At 68.1% G+C, this 16,126-nt stretch carries 16 protein-coding genes and 1 pseudogene; 9 read left to right on the plus strand and 8 right to left on the minus strand.

What is annotated here, in order from left to right:
• Positions 1 to 312: 312 nt before the first annotated feature.
• Complete coding sequence (locus tag AB0I23_RS33085) at positions 313 to 462, minus strand: hypothetical protein (RefSeq protein ID WP_359114893.1); 150 nt, start codon at positions 460 to 462, stop codon at positions 313 to 315.
• Between the two features lie 6 nt (positions 463 to 468).
• Entirely contained in the window at positions 469 to 996 is a 528-nt protein-coding gene (locus AB0I23_RS33090) for a DinB family protein (protein ID WP_359114896.1), read from the minus strand.
• Between the two features lie 250 nt (positions 997 to 1,246).
• Between AB0I23_RS33090 and AB0I23_RS33095 the strand changes: the two genes are divergently transcribed.
• Positions 1,247 to 2,188 (plus strand): MerR family transcriptional regulator, encoded by a 942-nt coding sequence (locus AB0I23_RS33095; protein ID WP_359114899.1) that lies wholly within the window; start codon positions 1,247 to 1,249, stop codon positions 2,186 to 2,188.
• Positions 2,189 to 2,390: 202 nt separating this feature from the next.
• Here the strand turns inward: AB0I23_RS33095 and AB0I23_RS33100 are convergent, their stop codons facing one another.
• From AB0I23_RS33100 to AB0I23_RS33120, 5 genes and pseudogenes are all read right to left on the minus strand, one after another.
• A complete protein-coding gene (locus AB0I23_RS33100; protein WP_359114902.1) occupies positions 2,391 to 2,546 on the minus strand; it encodes a hypothetical protein in 156 nt (51 codons plus the stop codon).
• Positions 2,547 to 2,922: 376 nt separating this feature from the next.
• Complete coding sequence (locus AB0I23_RS33105; protein WP_359114905.1) at positions 2,923 to 4,332, minus strand: LCP family protein; 1,410 nt, start codon at positions 4,330 to 4,332, stop codon at positions 2,923 to 2,925.
• 125 nt (positions 4,333 to 4,457) lie between these two features.
• Positions 4,458 to 5,102, minus strand: coding sequence for a hypothetical protein (locus tag AB0I23_RS33110; protein ID WP_359114908.1), 645 nt, complete (start codon positions 5,100 to 5,102; stop codon positions 4,458 to 4,460).
• Positions 5,099 to 6,019: an ATP-binding protein gene (locus AB0I23_RS33115; protein ID WP_359114943.1), complete on the minus strand. Its 921-nt coding sequence runs from the start codon at positions 6,017 to 6,019 to the stop codon at positions 5,099 to 5,101. Before AB0I23_RS33115 ends, AB0I23_RS33110 begins: the two co-directional genes overlap by 4 nt.
• Positions 6,013 to 6,753, minus strand: a pseudogene (locus tag AB0I23_RS33120) (Mu transposase C-terminal domain-containing protein); the annotation flags it as partial. The gene AB0I23_RS33115 and the pseudogene AB0I23_RS33120, both read right to left, overlap by 7 nt.
• Before the next feature lie 421 nt (positions 6,754 to 7,174).
• On the opposite strand from AB0I23_RS33120, the gene tap reads away from it, so the two are divergent.
• From tap to AB0I23_RS33135, 3 genes are all read left to right on the plus strand, one after another.
• Positions 7,175 to 9,382: a telomere-associated protein Tap gene (gene tap / locus AB0I23_RS33125; protein ID WP_359114911.1), complete on the plus strand. Its 2,208-nt coding sequence runs from the start codon at positions 7,175 to 7,177 to the stop codon at positions 9,380 to 9,382.
• A 9-nt stretch (positions 9,383 to 9,391) separates the two neighbouring features.
• Positions 9,392 to 9,946, plus strand: coding sequence for a telomere-protecting terminal protein Tpg (tpg, locus tag AB0I23_RS33130; RefSeq protein ID WP_359114913.1), 555 nt, complete (start codon positions 9,392 to 9,394; stop codon positions 9,944 to 9,946).
• A 167-nt stretch (positions 9,947 to 10,113) separates the two neighbouring features.
• Positions 10,114 to 11,319 carry a hypothetical protein gene (locus tag AB0I23_RS33135; protein ID WP_359114916.1) on the plus strand — a complete coding sequence of 402 codons (1,206 nt, stop codon included), beginning with the start codon at positions 10,114 to 10,116 and terminating at the stop codon, positions 11,317 to 11,319.
• A gap of 272 nt (positions 11,320 to 11,591) precedes the next feature.
• On the opposite strand, the gene cynR is transcribed toward AB0I23_RS33135, so the two are convergent.
• Entirely contained in the window at positions 11,592 to 12,500 is a 909-nt protein-coding gene (gene cynR / locus AB0I23_RS33140; protein WP_359114919.1) for a transcriptional regulator CynR, read from the minus strand.
• Positions 12,501 to 12,625: 125 nt separating this feature from the next.
• On the opposite strand from cynR, the gene AB0I23_RS33145 reads away from it, so the two are divergent.
• The 5 genes from AB0I23_RS33145 (at position 12,626) to AB0I23_RS33165 (ending at position 15,757) form a co-directional block, all read left to right on the plus strand.
• The gene (locus AB0I23_RS33145) at positions 12,626 to 13,213 is read left to right on the plus strand and encodes a carbonic anhydrase (protein WP_359114922.1); all 588 of its coding nucleotides are present in this window, start codon (positions 12,626 to 12,628) and stop codon (positions 13,211 to 13,213) included.
• A 128-nt stretch (positions 13,214 to 13,341) separates the two neighbouring features.
• On the plus strand, positions 13,342 to 13,812 hold the full coding sequence (cynS, locus tag AB0I23_RS33150; protein ID WP_359114924.1) for a cyanase: 471 nt from the start codon (positions 13,342 to 13,344) through the stop codon (positions 13,810 to 13,812).
• Positions 13,813 to 13,953: 141 nt separating this feature from the next.
• Positions 13,954 to 14,454, plus strand: a complete 501-nt coding sequence (locus AB0I23_RS33155) for a nucleoside deaminase (protein WP_359114927.1) — start codon at positions 13,954 to 13,956, stop codon at positions 14,452 to 14,454.
• 4 nt (positions 14,455 to 14,458) lie between these two features.
• The gene (locus AB0I23_RS33160) at positions 14,459 to 14,650 is read left to right on the plus strand and encodes an NUDIX hydrolase (RefSeq protein ID WP_359114929.1); all 192 of its coding nucleotides are present in this window, start codon (positions 14,459 to 14,461) and stop codon (positions 14,648 to 14,650) included.
• 846 nt (positions 14,651 to 15,496) lie between these two features.
• Complete coding sequence (locus tag AB0I23_RS33165) at positions 15,497 to 15,757, plus strand: hypothetical protein (protein WP_359114932.1); 261 nt, start codon at positions 15,497 to 15,499, stop codon at positions 15,755 to 15,757.
• Positions 15,758 to 16,126 lie beyond the last annotated feature (369 nt).

Consider the following 16,126-nt stretch of genomic DNA (forward strand, 5'->3'; position numbering starts at 1 on the left):
CTGCTGGAGGTGAGAACCACATCCACTCAACTCACCTGGGCGACCGTGTCGACCAACGCGCAGCCGGCTGGGACTGATCAGTGAACATCGGGACACCGGATGAGCGGCGTCACAGTACGTCGCGGACGATCGCAGGGGAGTACCGAACGGTCGAAGCACGTGCACCATGGGAGCGGTTCTACAGGACCTCGTCGTGAAGTGTTGCGACCCCCCTGCTGGTCCGGGTAGTCAGTCGGTGCGTGCTCTGTGGGCAACAGCGGCTGCGGTAGGGCCCACTGGTCGTTCGTCAGATCGCGAGGACCATGAAACCGATCACGACAGGACCAGGTCTGCTTCGCCATGGGACGCAGGACCGGTCGCGGACAAGATCGACTCCACCGTCTCATCGACGGTCCGTTCTGCGTTGTCGATCCAGCCGCCGCGCGACTCGGCTCCGGCCACGCCGGTGATCTGCTCGCCCAACCGGGCTCAGGCGCCCGTGACGCCGTCAATGCCCTCTCTGAGAAGATCCGCGTGGCCGTTGTGGCGGGCGTACTCCTCGATCATGTGGACCAGGATCCAGCGGAGTGACACCCCCTGGCCACCGATGTACGCAGCCTCCTGATCCGAGAGTTTGCCTGAGTCGTCCAGCGAAGAGGCGGCGATCACCTGGCGGCCCCGCGCCACTTCCATGCGCCAGATAGCCAGTGCGTCGTCGATACCACGGTCAGGGGTGAGGGTGAACCCGTCCGCAGTGCCTTCCTGGTGCACAAGTGGCAGGTCCTGTCCGGCGAACACTCGCTGGAACCAGTTGCGTTCAACCTCCGCCATGTGCTGGACGAGGCCGAGCAACGTCATCGGTGATGGTGGCACCGATGCCAGACGTAGTTGACGGTCGTCCAGCCCCTCGCACTTCAGCACGAGCGTGGCCCGGTGGAACTCCAACCAGCTTTCCAGCATGACGCGTTCCTCAGCATGCGCGGGCGGTACGGGACGCCCGTCCGGTGTCGTACCCATGTAACGCACCCTTGCATACTCCACTGACGTTTGACAGGTCACGACTCGGCGGTGCGCCGAACAGGGCACCTGTACACCACTCAGCAGGTATGCCACACGTTCGCGGCCGACCGTGCTGCTTGTGTACGCAGACGGGAGACCTCGAGCGCGTCCGTACTGCACCTGGCGGGACTCACGTATGAGCGTGGCTTGCTACCAGCGGGGGGACTGGGCTTGAGTCTCCAGTAGGGGGAGACACGAAAGTGGGGGCATGGACGGCGACACGCTCTACTCGATCGGTGACCTGGCCCGGCGCACCGGTCTTACGGTCAAGACCATTCGGTTCTACTCCGACCGTGGGATCGTGCTGCCGATCGACCGCAGCCCGGCGGGCTACCGCCTCTACGACATCGACGCCGTCGCACGCCTGGACTTCGTACGAACCCTGCGTGACCTGGGACTGGACCTTTCCACGATCCGGCAGGTGGTGGACCGGGAGCTGTCGCTCCCGCAGGTCGCGGCGGCACACGCCGAGGCCCTGGCGGTGCAGATCAGGACCCTGCGCCTGCGACGTGCGGTGTTGACGGCAGTGGCCAGACGCGGGTCCACCCTTGAGGAGATGGATCTCATGCACAAGCTGGCCAGACTCTCCGAGGACGAACGCCGTTACCTGATCGGCGATTTCCTCGACGCTGTCTTCGCCGACCTGCACGACAGACCCGAGTTCGCAGCCGTCATTCGCTCGATGACACCGGAACTGCCCGACAATCCCGAAGCGGAGCAGGTCCAGGCGTGGGTGGAGCTGGCCGAGCTGTCCCAGAATCCGGACTTCCGCGCCGGTATGCGGGGGATGGCCGTGGACCACATGGCCGAGCGTGTGAAGGACGGGACCCCGCGCCTGCGCCGCGACGTTGCGACGGTGGTCCGCGAACGGGTTGCCCCCGCGCTTGCAGACGGCATCGACCCGGCCTCGCCCCAAGCGGATCCGGTCATCGCGGCGATCACGGCTCATTACGCGTACGTCCTGGCCGGCCCCGACGACGTTGAGCTCCGGCGTAGGTTGCTGATTCGGCTGGAGGCCGCGAACGACCCGCGTCGAGACAGGTACTTCCAGCTGCTTGCAGTGATCAACGGCTGGTCCGCCCCACACGGCCTGACCCCGGCATTCGACTGGACCCTCCAGGCGTTGCGTGCCCGGTTGCAGCCATGGTGAACGGCTGGTGAAACGGCGCTGTGGGGTCGGTCTGCTGCTCGCGCGATCTTTGGCCACCGCTTTTGTCCACCGCTCGCGGCGAACCTCCTGCGGCCGCGCGTATCAGTCCTCCGATCGATCGCACGCGAGGTTCTCTGCGGTCCTCCTGGGGCGCCGTTCTGACGGCACCAGGCTACGTTCGATGTTCTGTGCCACCGACCTTCTACCGCTCCAGGCGCCGAAGCCTCAGCAATGTGTCGCCGTCCCCCTGAGCTTCGCGTTCGAGCTGAGTCTGGTTGATCAGCAGCGTTCGTACGCTGTCGAGGGAGCGGGCGCAGGGGTGCAGACCATGGCGGCGTAGCCAGTCGTCCTCGTCCATGTCCGGTCTCCAGTGTCCTGTGCCATCGAAGTTTGAGCGGGTGTCATCGAAGTTTGAGTGACCTGGGTCACTTAGACGGTGTCCTATGTGGTGAGTTTGAGGGTCGCCTGTAGAAGCACAGGGCAGCGGCAAGGCCGAGAAAAGCCAGGTAGTTGCGGGGGTTGCGTTCGTAGCGGGGGCTGAGTCTGCGGTAGCCGGACAGCCACGAGATCGTGCGCTCGATTGTCGGCGTCGACGTCAGCGGGCGAATCCGCGGCCGGCAGCACCGTTGGTTCCGCCGCAGCACGACGGCATCCGGTACGGACGCGGAGTCCGTACTCCCGCGTCCTGTCGCAGACGCGGAAGCACAGCTCGCTCGGTCTCTCGATGTGGTGCCCTATCGCAGGTCGTCGACGTCCAGTTCGGCGCCGGCCACCAGGGTGACCTCGCCCGCCGGGGCGGCGGCGTCCTCGACAGCGTGCGCGCCGGGTACCTGGGACGCGAGGACCGCGGCCCGGTCGGCGAGGCCCGGGGGATAGGTGACCGTGGTGCGGCCGGGGTGCGGCGCGTTGCCGGTGCCCGTGACGGTGAACCCGGCCTCGCGCAGTCTCTCGGCGACCGCGGCGGCCTTCCCCTCGGCGTCCGATCCGTTGAGGACACGCACGTGCACGGAGGACGCGTACAGCGGATCTTTCGCGTCCGCCTCCAGGCTCTTCTTGTCGATCTCCCTGTCCTTGGCCAGGGCGGTGAACACGGTGGCGGCCTGCGGGTACTGCCACACCACATTGGCCTGGTCCGTCGGGACGTCGGCTTCGCGCGGATAGCTGGGAACGGTGAGGAACGTCAACCGGTCCTCGGGAACGCCCTTCAGCTCGGACGCGAGGCCGGTGAGGGCTTTCGCACCGGCCAGTTCGTCGTCCGTGGTGAGGGACTTGGTGAGGGACTGCAGCAACTTGTAGAGAGCGACGGGGTCGGTGATCTTCGACTTGGCCTTCTCGGCCAACGCCGACATGAACTCCTGCTGGCGGCCGATGCGTCCGGTGTCGGAGCCGTCGCCCACGCTGTAGCGGGCACGCACGTAGCCGAGCGCCTTCTCGTCCCTGATCGTCTGGCAGCCGGCCTCCAGATCGAGGTGGGCCTTCTTGTCGTGGATGGCCTGCTCAGGGCAGACCTCTATGCCGTCCAGGGCGTTGACCATGCCCTTGAACCCCTGGAATTCGACCGACATGAAGTTGTCGATGCGCAGACCAGTATTGGCTTCGATCGTCTTGATGGTACAAGCGGCGGCGTCGGCCACCTCGCCGCCTGTGCCGCCGAGCGAGAACGCCTCGTTGATCTTGAAGTGATGGACCTCGGAGGTCGTACCGTCGCCCTTGTCGCAGGCCGGTATTCGCACCCAGGAGTCGCGGGGTATGGACACGACCGCGGCCCACTTCCGGTTCGCGGGGATGTGCAGGACCATCAGCGTGTCGGAGTGCATGGTGCCCCCCTCCATGCCGCCGTACCGGGCGTTGGCCCCGGACCTGCTGTCGGAGCCCACGACCAGGATGTTCCGCGACCCGGGACTGAGGTTCTCCGGGCGGTCGTCGCCGAGCTTGCCGTCGAGGGGGGCGCCGTGGATGTTGCTGTCGAGGTCGTTGTAGATCCACGCACCGGCACCGCCGGCGCCGAGGACGCACACGGCGCCGATACCGGCGGTCCAGGCAACGATCCGGCCCCGCCGCGTCAGCCCGTCCGACTTCCCGCCCGCTCGCCTACGCGAGCGCCCGGCCGCCGGAGCACTCTTTCGTCCGCGTGTCCCACCCATGTGAATCGCCCCCCGCGCCCCGCCCCGACCACCCGGCGTGGCCGGACACCAGACGCCCGATGTCGATCACCGGACTTTATACGATCGTTTCGAACGTGCAGCTGTTGGTGCAGCGAGGCTCCGGCTTAATTAGTGCGGCGCGGCTTGATTGATGTGGAGTCTTGAAAGCTGAGGTAGAGCTGCGTGACGGCCGACAGCGTGAGCCAGGTTTCGTGGTCGTCGAGGAACGATCGCCACGACTGCGTCGCGGTGAGGCCCCGCGCGTAGTGGTCCTTGAGCCGTTGGTGCGTGTCTTCCGGCATGGTCGGCCGCGGCACTGGTCGTTCGTTGGGGAAACGTGGGCTGAGGATCCGCTTGAGCAGCCAGAGAGGAATCTGCCAACGATGGGCGATCTGGCGCAGGCTTTGCTTGCTCCAGCTGGCTTCGTGGTTGATGAGCCCGGTCTTGTTGAAGCCGTCATGCGTCAACGAAGCATGGCGTCGAAGCCGGAGATCGGGCTTCGTCCAGATCGGAAGGTATGCCGGGCTGGCGTCCACGAGAGTGAGGGCCAGGACCTCTGGCGAGCGGCCACTGGCCCAGGCAACGCGCTTCAGGGCAGGCTTCTGGCCGACCGAGTGCGGTGGTGGCGCCAGAATCCGGATCAACTCGCTGGGCTTGAGGTGGTTGGCCCGCGCGAGGCGTTGGACGTAGTTGACCGTTGTCTCGCCGAGCCGCGGACGGACGTCGACGGGAAGAGGGACGAGCGGCGGTATTGGCAAGTTGTTGCTCACTGACGCGTCCCAGATGAGAGGTGGGAGAAGGACTGTGCGGAGTGGTCCAAGGGGATCGCGGCAAGTGATTTCTTGGTGATGGCCTCGGTGCCGGTGAGGATTGCGTCGATCGCCGCGCCCCGGATGGCGTGGGACAGCGCGCCGATCATCCCGCCGGTGCGGTCGTGCAGGTAGCGGTCCAGGCTGGTGAGGGTGCCGGTCTGGTGCCGGTGGAGACGCAGGGTGCTTTCCAGCGTTGCGACCAGGCCCTTCCACTCCATGTTGTAGGGGAATGGGGCGGTGGGAACGAGGGTGAAGCGTCCGGCGATCTGCTGGCCGCGTGTGCCTGACAGAAGGTTGGAGTGCTCGATATCGATGCCGGCATAGACGAACGTTGCCGGGATCCGCTCGGAGAAGTACTTGAGCGTGTCGGCGACTGCCGCGCCGGTGCGGCTGGTGAGCGAGATGTTGTGGAGTTCATCGACCAGCACCAGGCCGGTGCGGGTGTCGGTGCAGACACCGACGACGGCTTCGATGAGGTCGGTGATGTTGGAACTGCGCCGGACCGGCAAGCCGAGGAAGCGGGCGAACTCGGCGGCGATCATGCGGGCGGTCGCGGCCGGAGGGACGGTGATGTAGACGACCGGGATGCGGCCGGGGACTGTTGGGTGCCGGGCCTGGTCCAAGAGTTCGTGGGCTCGTCCGAGCTGGGTGATGGCGATGGTCTTGCCGGTGCCGGCGGGGCCGGCGACGATCAGACCGCGGCGGGCGCTGATCGCGTGCTTATTGAGCAGGACCAGGCGCCGGCCGCAGGTGACGGTGTGCCGGACCGTGGACGTGGCGACCACCCGCAATCGGGCATGGTGATCGAGCCGTTCCTCGTCGTAGAGCTCCCGCTGGAACGGCTGAAGCCCTTCGTACCCGCCCTCGCTCAGCAGCCTGGTTCGTCGGGGCCTGCGTCCGTGACTGCCGGCGGGGGCGGGACGGTGGGAGGCGGTGTGAGGGAGTGCGCGGAGCGGGTGCGGGCGACGACCTGCTTGTCCCGCGCGGACCGTTTCGGTCTGGTCGGCTGGTCGGGGCCGACGTGGGCCTTGGCCAGCAGGGCGGCGACGGCGTCGGCGATCTCCGCCTCGGTCGCCTTGGGCAGGCCCTGGGCAGCGTGATCCCAGGCCAGTTCGCCGAAGGGCACCGGAACCCGGTGCAGGTGCTTCCAGGTGGCCTCGATCCAGCCGCTGCCCGCGTGGTGGTTGCGGACCCAGATCCGGGCGATGTCATAGGGGTCGTGGTGGATCTCCCACAAGCCCTTCTTTTCTCTGACGCCGGAGTGCTGGCGTCTCAGTCCGGCCAAGGCGGGGCTGTCGTAGGTGCGGCGCTTGATCTTGATTCCGTAGTCGTTGACCACCCGCCAGCACGTGGGCAGCAGTTCGACGTAGTCGTCGCCGGAAAGCGCAACCGGGACGTAGCCGAAGGCTTCGACGAGCGCCGCGTACTTCTCGTTCGGCGTGAACGACCGGCCCGGCATGGCCGGGTCGCGCAGCCCGTCGTGCGGGCGGTTCTGCCACTGGGCGACGATCCACTCGTCCAGCAGTTCCTGAAGCTCCAGCAGGGACCACAGGGGCTGCTTGTCCAGGTCCCGGCCGCGGTGCTCGGTGCTGCGGCCGGTGAATCCGGGCGAGCACCCGAAGACGGGCCGGAAGAAGATCTTCAGCCGCTACTGCGGCCGTAGGTCATGGTGGACCGGGGAGACCCGGGAGTTGTTCAACCCGATCACGGTAGGCACCACTCGCTACCGCTACCGGGGCCTGACGATTCCCACTCCCTGGGCAACCACGGGATGAGAACAACCACCACGAACCCCCTCGGGGCTTGTGGAGAGCCGGGTGCGGTGCCAAGTCGCATGCCCGGTTCGGGAAGCGGCTCCGGGGAAACAGGCCGGTCGAAAGACCGGAACCGCGCCCCAGGCCGACTTCACCATCCAGTTCGCGCGCAGCGCGCGGTCAACTTTCGATGCGACGGGTCAAATGTACGCGCATTGTACGATCTTCATACGCAGAATGTGCGATTCTCGTTGTAGGGTGGCTCCGGAGGTGTTCATGTCCGAGTTGTTCGACGCGATTGATGCCCTGATCGCGTCCGCTTCCCCGCTGCCGCCGCCCGCCGAGCGGGAACGCCTGCGCAAAGCTCATGGGTTGACCCAGGATCAGGTCGCCAAGGCCCTCAAGGTGCGCCGGCCGACGGTGGTGTCGTGGGAGAGCGGGAAGACCGAACCGCGGCCGCCGCAGCGCGAGGCGTACGCCCGGCTGCTGGAGAAGCTTGCCGAGCTCTACCCCGCCGACGCCGCTGTGCCCGGTCAGGTCGCGTCACCGGAGTCGGTGGGCGCCGCTACGGAAGTTCGCCCGCTGTCCGCAGGACCAGCCGCCGAACCCGACACAGGGCCGCAGTCCGTCTCGGCTCCGGCTTCCACCACGGATGTCGTTCCGGACCGTTCTGCGGGCATCACCACACGGGTGTCGCGGCGCCCGGCCACGCAGAGGGCCATCCCGAAGCCGGCCCCCGTTCCGGCCGCCGCCGATCCTCGCTATGCGAACGGTCCGCTCGGTGTGCTGGACGGCGACGGCTCGCTGTACTGCGTCGGCGGACTTGTCCTCGACTGCCCGGCCAGGACCATCCCCGCGCTGGTCGACTGGACTCTCACAGACACGCACCTGGGCGCGCCGCGCCTGCACCCGTCCGGCAAGGACGCCGACCCCCTGATCGTCCTGACCGCCGCAGCCGCCGTACGGCTGGGACTCCCCGAGCGCCTGGAGGACCGGCGCGGCCTGCGACTGCCCGGGGACCACAAGGTCGTCAAGCAGATCACCAAGGCGAAGTGGCAGCTGACCCGGCGCGGCTTCGGCCCCTGGGCGCGGATCTATCGCCCCGCGACAGACGGGCGACGGCAATGCGTGCAGTTCGCGGTCCTGCCCTGGGGCGCACTCGACTCGCGCTCCTGGGGCACCACCGACCAACTGGACCCGGCTGACATCGCCGGCGTACTCGGCATGTACGCGACCCGCGTGATCACCCCCCGCGGTTCCACTGCCGTTTCCGGCCTGGAGACGATGACCGCACTGCGCCCGCCGACCCGCCCTGTACGTGACGAGGACGCCGGCACCTGGGTGTCCGGACCGCTGCCTGGCTCGCTCACCGACCAGGTCGACCCGGCCCCGGTGGAAGCCCCGGACGAGCATCCGATCGTTGCCGCTCTCTACCCGCGCACTCACCGGCGCACCCCGGGGGAGGTCCTGGACGAAGAGGCGTATGAGTGGACCCGTGATCCGCAACTGCTCACCGACGCAGAGTGCACCAGGGCGTTCGCGGTCGGCATCGACGTGAACACCGCGTTCCTTGCTGCCGCGAACCGGCTCGTCCTCGGCCTGGGCGCACCCGTCCACCTCACACAGCCGGTGTTCGACAAGAAGTCGCCCGGCAGCTGGCTGGTCGACTTGTCCGCCATCGAGCTGGACCCGCGCCTGCCCAGTCCGTTTACCCCGCACGGCACCCGCCCCGAGGGACCTGCCTGGTACGCAACACCGACCGTCGCCTACGCCGCCGAGCTCATCGACACCTACAAGCTGCCCGTCACCATCCGGCCGCGGGAAGCGTGGATCCGTATCGAGTCCGGCCCCTACCTGGATCCCTGGTACAAGCACCTTGCCGAGGCGTACAAGCAGACGATGGCTGACCTCGGCGTCGTCTCCGGCATGACCGAGACCGAGTTCCTCGCAGCGATGGAGACCCACAAGCAGACCGACCCCGCCGTGGCCGCGGTCCTGTCCGCCATCAAGTCGACGGTCAAGGGCGGCATCGGCAAGCTGCGCGAGCGCCCCCAGGGCACCGGATACAAGTTCGGCGAGCGGTGGCCCGCACTGGAACGTCCCACCTGGCGCCCCGACATCCGTGCCGCCGTCATCTCCACCGCCCGCGTCAACATGCACCGCAAACTGCTGAAAACAGCGCTCGCCACGCAGACCGCCCCGGCGCCTTCCGGTCACCTGACCCTCGACGAGGACGCGTTGCTCCCGATCGCGCTGCTGTCGGACTGCGCCGTCTACCTCTCCGACGGGCCGTCCCCGCTGGACGTCCTGCCGCGCACCGCGGACGGGAAACCGGCCCCCGGTACGTTCCGGCTCGGTGTGTCCCCGGGGATGGTCAAGCACGAGGGCACCCAGGAAATGCTGTGGGCTGTGCAGATGCTCGACGAAGGACACAATCCGGCCCGCCACATCAAGGGAACCGACGCCGCGATCGACGGAGAGTAGGAGTACTCGGTGGGCATCCTCGGAGACAGCCTCGACAAAGCCACCGCCGGCGCCGCGACCCGACCGATCCCGAAGTCGGCCGGCGCCCAGATGCGGTTCCTGGTCAAGCAATACAAGGGCACCAGGGCCGTGGCCGAACTACTGGGCATCTCCCAGCGCACCGTCGAACGCTACGTCAAGGACCAGTTCAAAAAGCCGCACGCCGACCTCGCGGTCCGGCTCGCCGATCAGGTCCGCAGCCGGTGGCAGCCCCGGGTCAAGGAGAAAGCGAAGAAACAGGCCGCCACCTCCACCGGCATCGTCGTCGAAACCCGCGCACGGTTCGGGTTCACCGCCGCACCGGGCACCACCGACGACGGACGCATCCGACTCATCACCCAGCACCTCCCACCTCAGTACGCCGCCCGTCTCTTCGACGCTCAAGCCGCCGGCGCGACCGACCAGCAGCTCCAGGCAGTCGTCGCCGAAGGACTCCAGGAGCAGTACTTCAAGGACCGCGGCCGCCGCGCCGAAGGTCTCCTGGTCGAGTTCACCGACATCGACTACGTCGAGCTCGACTTCTGACACCGCCACGCCTGGCCGACACGAATGCACGAATGTGACTGAACACTTCAGTTGGCGGGTGAGCGCTTGAGTTGGCGCGGCCGGGCGTCCGAGGCGGCGGGGAAAAGTGGGACGTGCAGGCGGTAAGCGACACACCCGACCTGGCCGACCCGATTACGATCACCTGCGTGACTGACGGGATAGTGGGAGCGATCACCGGTCTGTTCCGGGGACGCAGGCGCAAGGATGAACTCGCCCAGGTCGATGCGGAGATCACCGCGTTCGGGGAGGCGCTCGCTGGGCATTCCTTCGAACCAGGCCAGCACAAGGACGTTCCCGCTCTCCTCGCTGACTACCAACGGGCGCTTGACGCGTACGAGCAGGCCAAGCAGAACTTCGTCGGCGATCGGAACCTCCGGGACGCCGCCGATGTGCTGCGCACTCTCGACGAGGGGCGTCATGCGCTGGCCTGTGTGCACGCCGCAATCGAAGGACAGCCACGCCCGCAGCGGCGTCCGCTGTGCTTCTTCGACCCCCGCCACGGGCAGTCGACCGAGGATGTCCGCTGGGCGCCTTCCGAGGGGGCCGCCCGGATGATCGCCGTGTGTGCAGCCGACGCCGTACGTCTGGCGGAGGGGATGCCGTCGATCGAGAACGGTCTGCGGGAGCGGCGGCCCGCTCCGCACCCGCGGCCCGGACCGAGCCCGAACCCGGCCTCCGCCGCAGGCGCGAAGAGGCGCCCGGAGCGTCGCCCGACCGCAGCGCTTCCGCCCCCGGCTTCCCCGCTCGCGTCTCCTGACCCCTACGAGACCTGGCCCGGGAACACGGGTGCGCGGCAGCGCTGGGAGAGCCACGGCAACAAGGGAGTCCACCTGGTCCGCACCGACCCTCGGAAGCCCGCCCTGCTCGTGGTCCACCTGAAGCGGGCCGCGGACTCCTGGGTCGAGCTGACCAGTCCGCCCGACGGCAACGGGCGGCCCAGGCAGATCCTCACGCACGGCTCCTCGCTGACGCGGGCGATTGTTCCGGTCGAGGCCGACGGTCGGGACGCGATACGCCTCCAGATGAACACCAAGGGAGGGTGGCGGATCTGGTTGCATCCGCCGGAGGAGATCCCGCTCCTGGAGGGAGAGCTGGAATCGACCGGCTCCTACGTCCTGCGGCACCCCGGCGGCCAGGTGCCCCTGCGGATCACTCAGCATGACGGGACCGCCTTCTCGCTCCACGTACTTCGATCGAACTCCACGCTCGGGGCGCTCCTGTGCCAGGGGAACGGGCAGTTCACGGCACCGGCCATCGCGCCGAGGAAGGCCGGTCTTCTGTACGTTCAATCGCGCAGCTCCTGGAGCATCGACCCAAGTGGAGGGGTGCACAAGGCACACGCCACACCGTGAGCCTGAGCGTGATACCTGGCGAAACTTGCCAACTGGAGCGCTGAGTCACAACGAATGAGCCGAAGCACGTCAGTTGTCACATAGGCAGGCTTGTTGTCACCTGCGGGTGGAGCGGGTGCGCTTCGTCTCGGGTGATCCCCAAGCGGATCTCCTCTCCTTGGAACGGCGGAGCGCCGATGCGACGGCCCCGTACTTACCGGCTGAACGTGCGCTTGGCGCGGACCCCGCTTCGGTGAAGGGGCGTTCGCGGGGCCCGCCCCGGGGCGGGTGGTTCACAGAGGTGGGGCGTAGCCGCGGGTGCGGACGAGGTCGTGGGTGAGCTCGGTGAAGGCGCGGGTGGCGGCGCTGCGGTAGGCGCCCTCGCGATGCAGGAGAGTGACGGTGCGGGTGGGCAGTGGCGGGTCGAGGAGGACGGGGGTGAGGTGGGGGTGGTCGTGGGTGATGGCGTCGGGCAGGACGGTGGCCAGCGGGGTGCGCTGGACGATCTCGGTGAGGGCCTGGACGGAGTTGGCCTCGACCGCGATGCGGGGAGCGGCCCGGTGGTGGGCGAAGTAGGCGTCGATGTGGCTGCGGGTGGCGAAGTCGCCGCTGAGCAGGGCGAGTTGCTCGTCCTTGAGAGTGCTGACCGGTAGGGGTTTGGGCATCGCCTGGGCGCGCGCGGTGCCGGTGACGAGGCTGAGGGTCTCGGTGAACAGCGCGGTGGCGGTGATGCCGGGCAGGTGGGGGCCGGCGAAGGCGATGCCGAGATCGAGGTCGTCGGCGAGCAGGGCCGCTTCGATGCGGTCCTGGGTCATCTCCACCAGGGTGAGGCTGACGCCGGGGTGACGGGTGTGGAGCTCGGCGGTGAGCGGGCCGATCAGGTAGGCGGTGAAGGTGGGGGTGACGCCCAGGCGCAGGTGGCCGCGGGAGAGGTCCTTGACGTCGTGGATGGCGCGTTCGGCGGCGGCCAGGTCGCGCAGTGCGTGCCGGGCGTGGTCGGTGTAGACGGCGCCGGCGTCGGTGAGCCGTACCGTGCGGCCGGTGCGGTCCAGCAGCTGCACGCCCAGTGTCCGCTCCAGCTGCTTGATCTGCTGGGAGAGCGTGGGCTGCGAGATGTGCAGCTCCTCGGCGGCGCGGGTGAAGTTGCCGTGTTCGGCCACGGCGAGCAGATAGCGCAGGTGACGCAGTTCGAGAACAGCCATAAGAACAACTATAGATGTGGTCAATAACTTATATGGTCAATGGCTCTTGGACACTATAGGCACAGGTCATGCATGGTGGATCTCACCAGCCCACAGGGGCCGATCACCACCCGAAGGGAGTGACCATGCAGGACCTCACCGAGGGCGTCGCCCGTTTCCAGAGGGACGTCTTCCCGGCCAAGGCGGAGCTCTTCGCCCATCTGGCCACGCATCACACGCCGCCCACGCTGTTCATCAGCTGCTCCGACGCCCGCGTGGTCCCCGAGCTGATCACCGGCACCGAGCCGGGTGACCTGTTCGTCATCCGCACCGCCGGCAATCTGGTGCCCGCCTACAGCCCCGAAGCCGACGGGGTGGCGGCGAGCATCGAGTACGCCGTCGCCGCACTGGGTGTGAAGGACATCGTCGTCTGCGGCCACTCCGCGTGCGGCGCGATGACCGCACTCGCCGAGGGCCACGACCTCAGCGGTGCCCCGACGGTCGCCGCCTGGCTGCGGCACGCGGACGCCTCCCAGGCCCGCACCACCGCCGTCGGTGACGTTCCCGCCCTGGTGCGGCAGAACGTGCTCGCCCAGCTGGCGAACCTGGCCACCCACCCCTCGGTCGCCCGCGCCCTGGCGGAGGGGAAGGTCGCCCTGCACGGCTGGGTCTACGACATTCCCACCGGCCGCGTCGAGGACCTGACCGCCGCCGGCCCCGCGCTCGCGGCCTGACCCTCCCGGCTTCGGGGTTCCCACCCGGGACAGCCTGCAGGGAACCCCGCATCCACCCCACCCACTCGCCACTCCACCCCCACCCCCTGCTCGTGAAGTGGCCCACCTGAGAGAAGGACGTACTGATCATGGTGCACGCACAGTTCGACCCCACCGCTCGCGAGGCCCTGGCCGCCAAGGCCGTGGAGGCCAAGACCCGTAAGAACCTCTCCTGGCAGCAGATCGCCGACGCCTCCGGTCTGTCGGTGGCCTTCACCACCGCCGCCGTCCTCGGCCAGCACCCGCTGCCGGAGAAGTCCGCCAAGGCCGTGACCGAACTGCTGGGCCTGGACGACGACGCGGCGATGCTGCTGCAGGCCATCCCGACCCGTGGCTCGATCCCCGGCGGCATCCCCACCGACCCGACCATCTACCGCTTCTACGAGATGCTCCAGGTCTACGGCACCACCCTCAAGGCCCTGGTCCACGAGCAGTTCGGCGACGGCATCATCTCCGCGATCAACTTCAAGCTCGACGTGAAGAAGGTCGCCGACCCCGAGGGCGGCGAGCGCGCCGTGATCACCCTGGACGGCAAGTATTTGCCGACCAAGCCCTTCTGACGAACCGACACCGAGACGGCATCGCAGACGGGCGGCAACGGGGCGGGCCGGAAACAGCCTTCCGGCCCGCCCCGCCCCGTTCCCTGAACCCCGCGAAGCCGCCTGCCGGCGGCCTGCCCCGCTAACCTCCGGAGGACCTCCATGGACTTCGTCCAGCGCACCATCGACATCGCCCGTCAGAACGTCGCCGAGGGCGGCCGCCCGTTCGCGACCGTCATCGTCAAGGACGGCGGGATCCTGGCCGAGAGCCCCAACAAGGTCGCCCAGACAGGCGACCCCACCGCGCACGCGGAAATCCTCGCCATCCGCGAAGCCTGCACCAGGCTCGGCACCGAGCACCTGACCGGCACCACCATCTACGTGCTCGCCCACCCGTGCCCGATGTGCCTGGGATCGCTGTACTACTGCTCGCCGGACGAGGTCGTCTTCCTCACCACCCGCGACGCCTACGAGCCTCACTACGTCGACGACCGCAAGTATTTCGAGCTGAACACCTTCTACGACGAGATCGCCAAGCCCTGGCAGGAGCGCCGCCTGCCGATGCGTTACGAGGCGCGCGAGGACGCCGTCGAGGTGTACCGGTTCTGGCAGGAGCGCAACGGCGGCGAGCGCCGCGTCGCGAGCGCCCCCACCGCCGCATGACCAGGTGATCGAGAAGGTGGCCCGGGTCCACCTGGACGAGGGCCAACTCCTGACCGCCCGCACCCACGGCCGTGACCGGTTCTACCTGCCCGGCGGCAAGCCCGAACCCGGCGAGACCCTCAAGCAGACCCTGGTACGCGAGATCCGCGAGGAACTCGGCGTCACCCCGGACGCCTCCACCGTGACCCCCTGCTGATGCTGGAGGCCCCGACCGACTACCTCACCCACGGTGACCGCCCCCGCGCCAACACCCGCGACGCGCTCGACCGCCTCGCAGCCGCCGGCCAGCTCCTGCGCTGGTGAACCCCGGCGGATCCAGGCCAGTCCGACACCGCGCCAAGTGATCATTCTTGGCGCCGCCACCTCAGTCGCGAACCGCCAGGACGGCCTCCCGCACCTCCTCCGACACCGTCCGCGTTCCGCCGCTCCGGCGTAGCCATCGGCCGTCCGCGCAGCCGCGGAAGTCGCCACGCTCGCAGCGAGGACCAACGGCGGCAATAGCGTCAGCCAACTCGTAATCTGCTGCTTCAGCCGATGCTCGGATTCCTCAAGAACCTCCCACAGAATGATCAATGGAGTGAGTGGGTCCCACTCGGTGTCAGGTTCATCAGGCTGCGGGGGTACTGGAATGGCGCGGGTCGAGGCATGGGAAGGCAGTGACGACGTGTGGGAGGTGATCGAGTCGCTCGCGCCGAAGGACGAGCGCAGTAAGGGCCTCCCAGATCGCATACGTCTGACCGATGGGCAGATGTGCGGGAGATTCCGCTCGTGCCGCACACGGCGATTCCCTGGGAGCACCTGCCACAGGAAGCGGCCTTCGGCTCGGGCGCAACCTGCTGATGACGTCCACCTTCACCAAGGACCAAAACGGCACAGACCTCGAGTACGGTGCCACCGGCATCGGCGGCACCGTACTCGAGCTGCCCCTATCCCTCAGCCTCACCGCGCCCGTCGGCACCCTCGATCACATCCCCGGGCGGCCGCCCCGTCACCGATCCGGGGCGGCCGCACCGTCGTCGTCACCGTCCACCAGGAGAAGCCCATGACCACCGAGCAGGAAGCCCGCGACGCCATCCATCACGCCTTCGGCGAGACGGCACACGCCGACATCGAGACCTTCCCCGCCGGAAACCTCTCCATCACCATCACCAAGGGCAAGCACGCCGCAACCATCGACGGGCATCCTGAAAGCGGCTGGGGCTGGACCGTCGACCCGGGCGAGGACGACGGCTTCAGCGGCCACGAGAACGTTGCGGCCACCCTCGACGAAGCGCTAGCCAACGTGCGTGCCGCACTGATCTGACCTGGACGAGAAAGAGGCCCGAGCGGCGCCGAAGGCGGGACACGCGCCTTCTTCAACCTGCTGTGCGAAGCATCGGTCCGTCAGGCCGCAGAAAAACTATGCGGACTGTTGCTGCCGAATTGGCCGGCCGCGTTCAGTCGGCCACCGGCCGTGGCCGGGGCGACCAGTCGGGTCAGGGCAGCAGCAGTCGGCTCGACCAGGGGGTGGCGCCGGCTCAGGGCTGCTCGTACGCGCGATCGGTCGCCGGGCCCGGAGAACAAGCGAAGCCCTTCAACCTCGATTCGTCTGCGGCCTGACGGCCGTATCCGATCCGGCGGGTTGCCCTGGTTTGTCCTGTCGGTGTGGACGTGGGGCCTTCGCATGCGCTGC

It is taken from the genome of Streptomyces atratus (assembly GCF_040655115.1).
GTDB classification, from domain to species: Bacteria; Actinomycetota; Actinomycetes; order Streptomycetales; family Streptomycetaceae; genus Streptomyces; species Streptomyces atratus_D.

Bases quoted from the DNA above. Each gene is read 5' to 3' on its own strand.
- AB0I23_RS33090 (WP_359114896.1), bottom strand. From the start codon at position 996: ATGGGTACGACACCGGACGGGCGTCCCGTACCGCCCGCGCATGCTGAG.
- AB0I23_RS33095 (WP_359114899.1), top strand. From the start codon at position 1,247: ATGGACGGCGACACGCTCTACTCGATCGGTGACCTGGCCCGGCGCACC.
- AB0I23_RS33100 (WP_359114902.1), bottom strand. From the start codon at position 2,546: ATGGACGAGGACGACTGGCTACGCCGCCATGGTCTGCACCCCTGCGCC.
- AB0I23_RS33105 (WP_359114905.1), bottom strand. From the start codon at position 4,332: ATGGGTGGGACACGCGGACGAAAGAGTGCTCCGGCGGCCGGGCGCTCG.
- tap (WP_359114911.1), top strand. From the start codon at position 7,175: ATGTCCGAGTTGTTCGACGCGATTGATGCCCTGATCGCGTCCGCTTCC.
- cynR (WP_359114919.1), bottom strand. From the start codon at position 12,500: ATGGCTGTTCTCGAACTGCGTCACCTGCGCTATCTGCTCGCCGTGGCC.
- AB0I23_RS33145 (WP_359114922.1), top strand. From the start codon at position 12,626: ATGCAGGACCTCACCGAGGGCGTCGCCCGTTTCCAGAGGGACGTCTTC.
- cynS (WP_359114924.1), top strand. From the start codon at position 13,342: ATGGTGCACGCACAGTTCGACCCCACCGCTCGCGAGGCCCTGGCCGCC.
- AB0I23_RS33155 (WP_359114927.1), top strand. From the start codon at position 13,954: ATGGACTTCGTCCAGCGCACCATCGACATCGCCCGTCAGAACGTCGCC.
- AB0I23_RS33165 (WP_359114932.1), top strand. From the start codon at position 15,497: ATGACCACCGAGCAGGAAGCCCGCGACGCCATCCATCACGCCTTCGGC.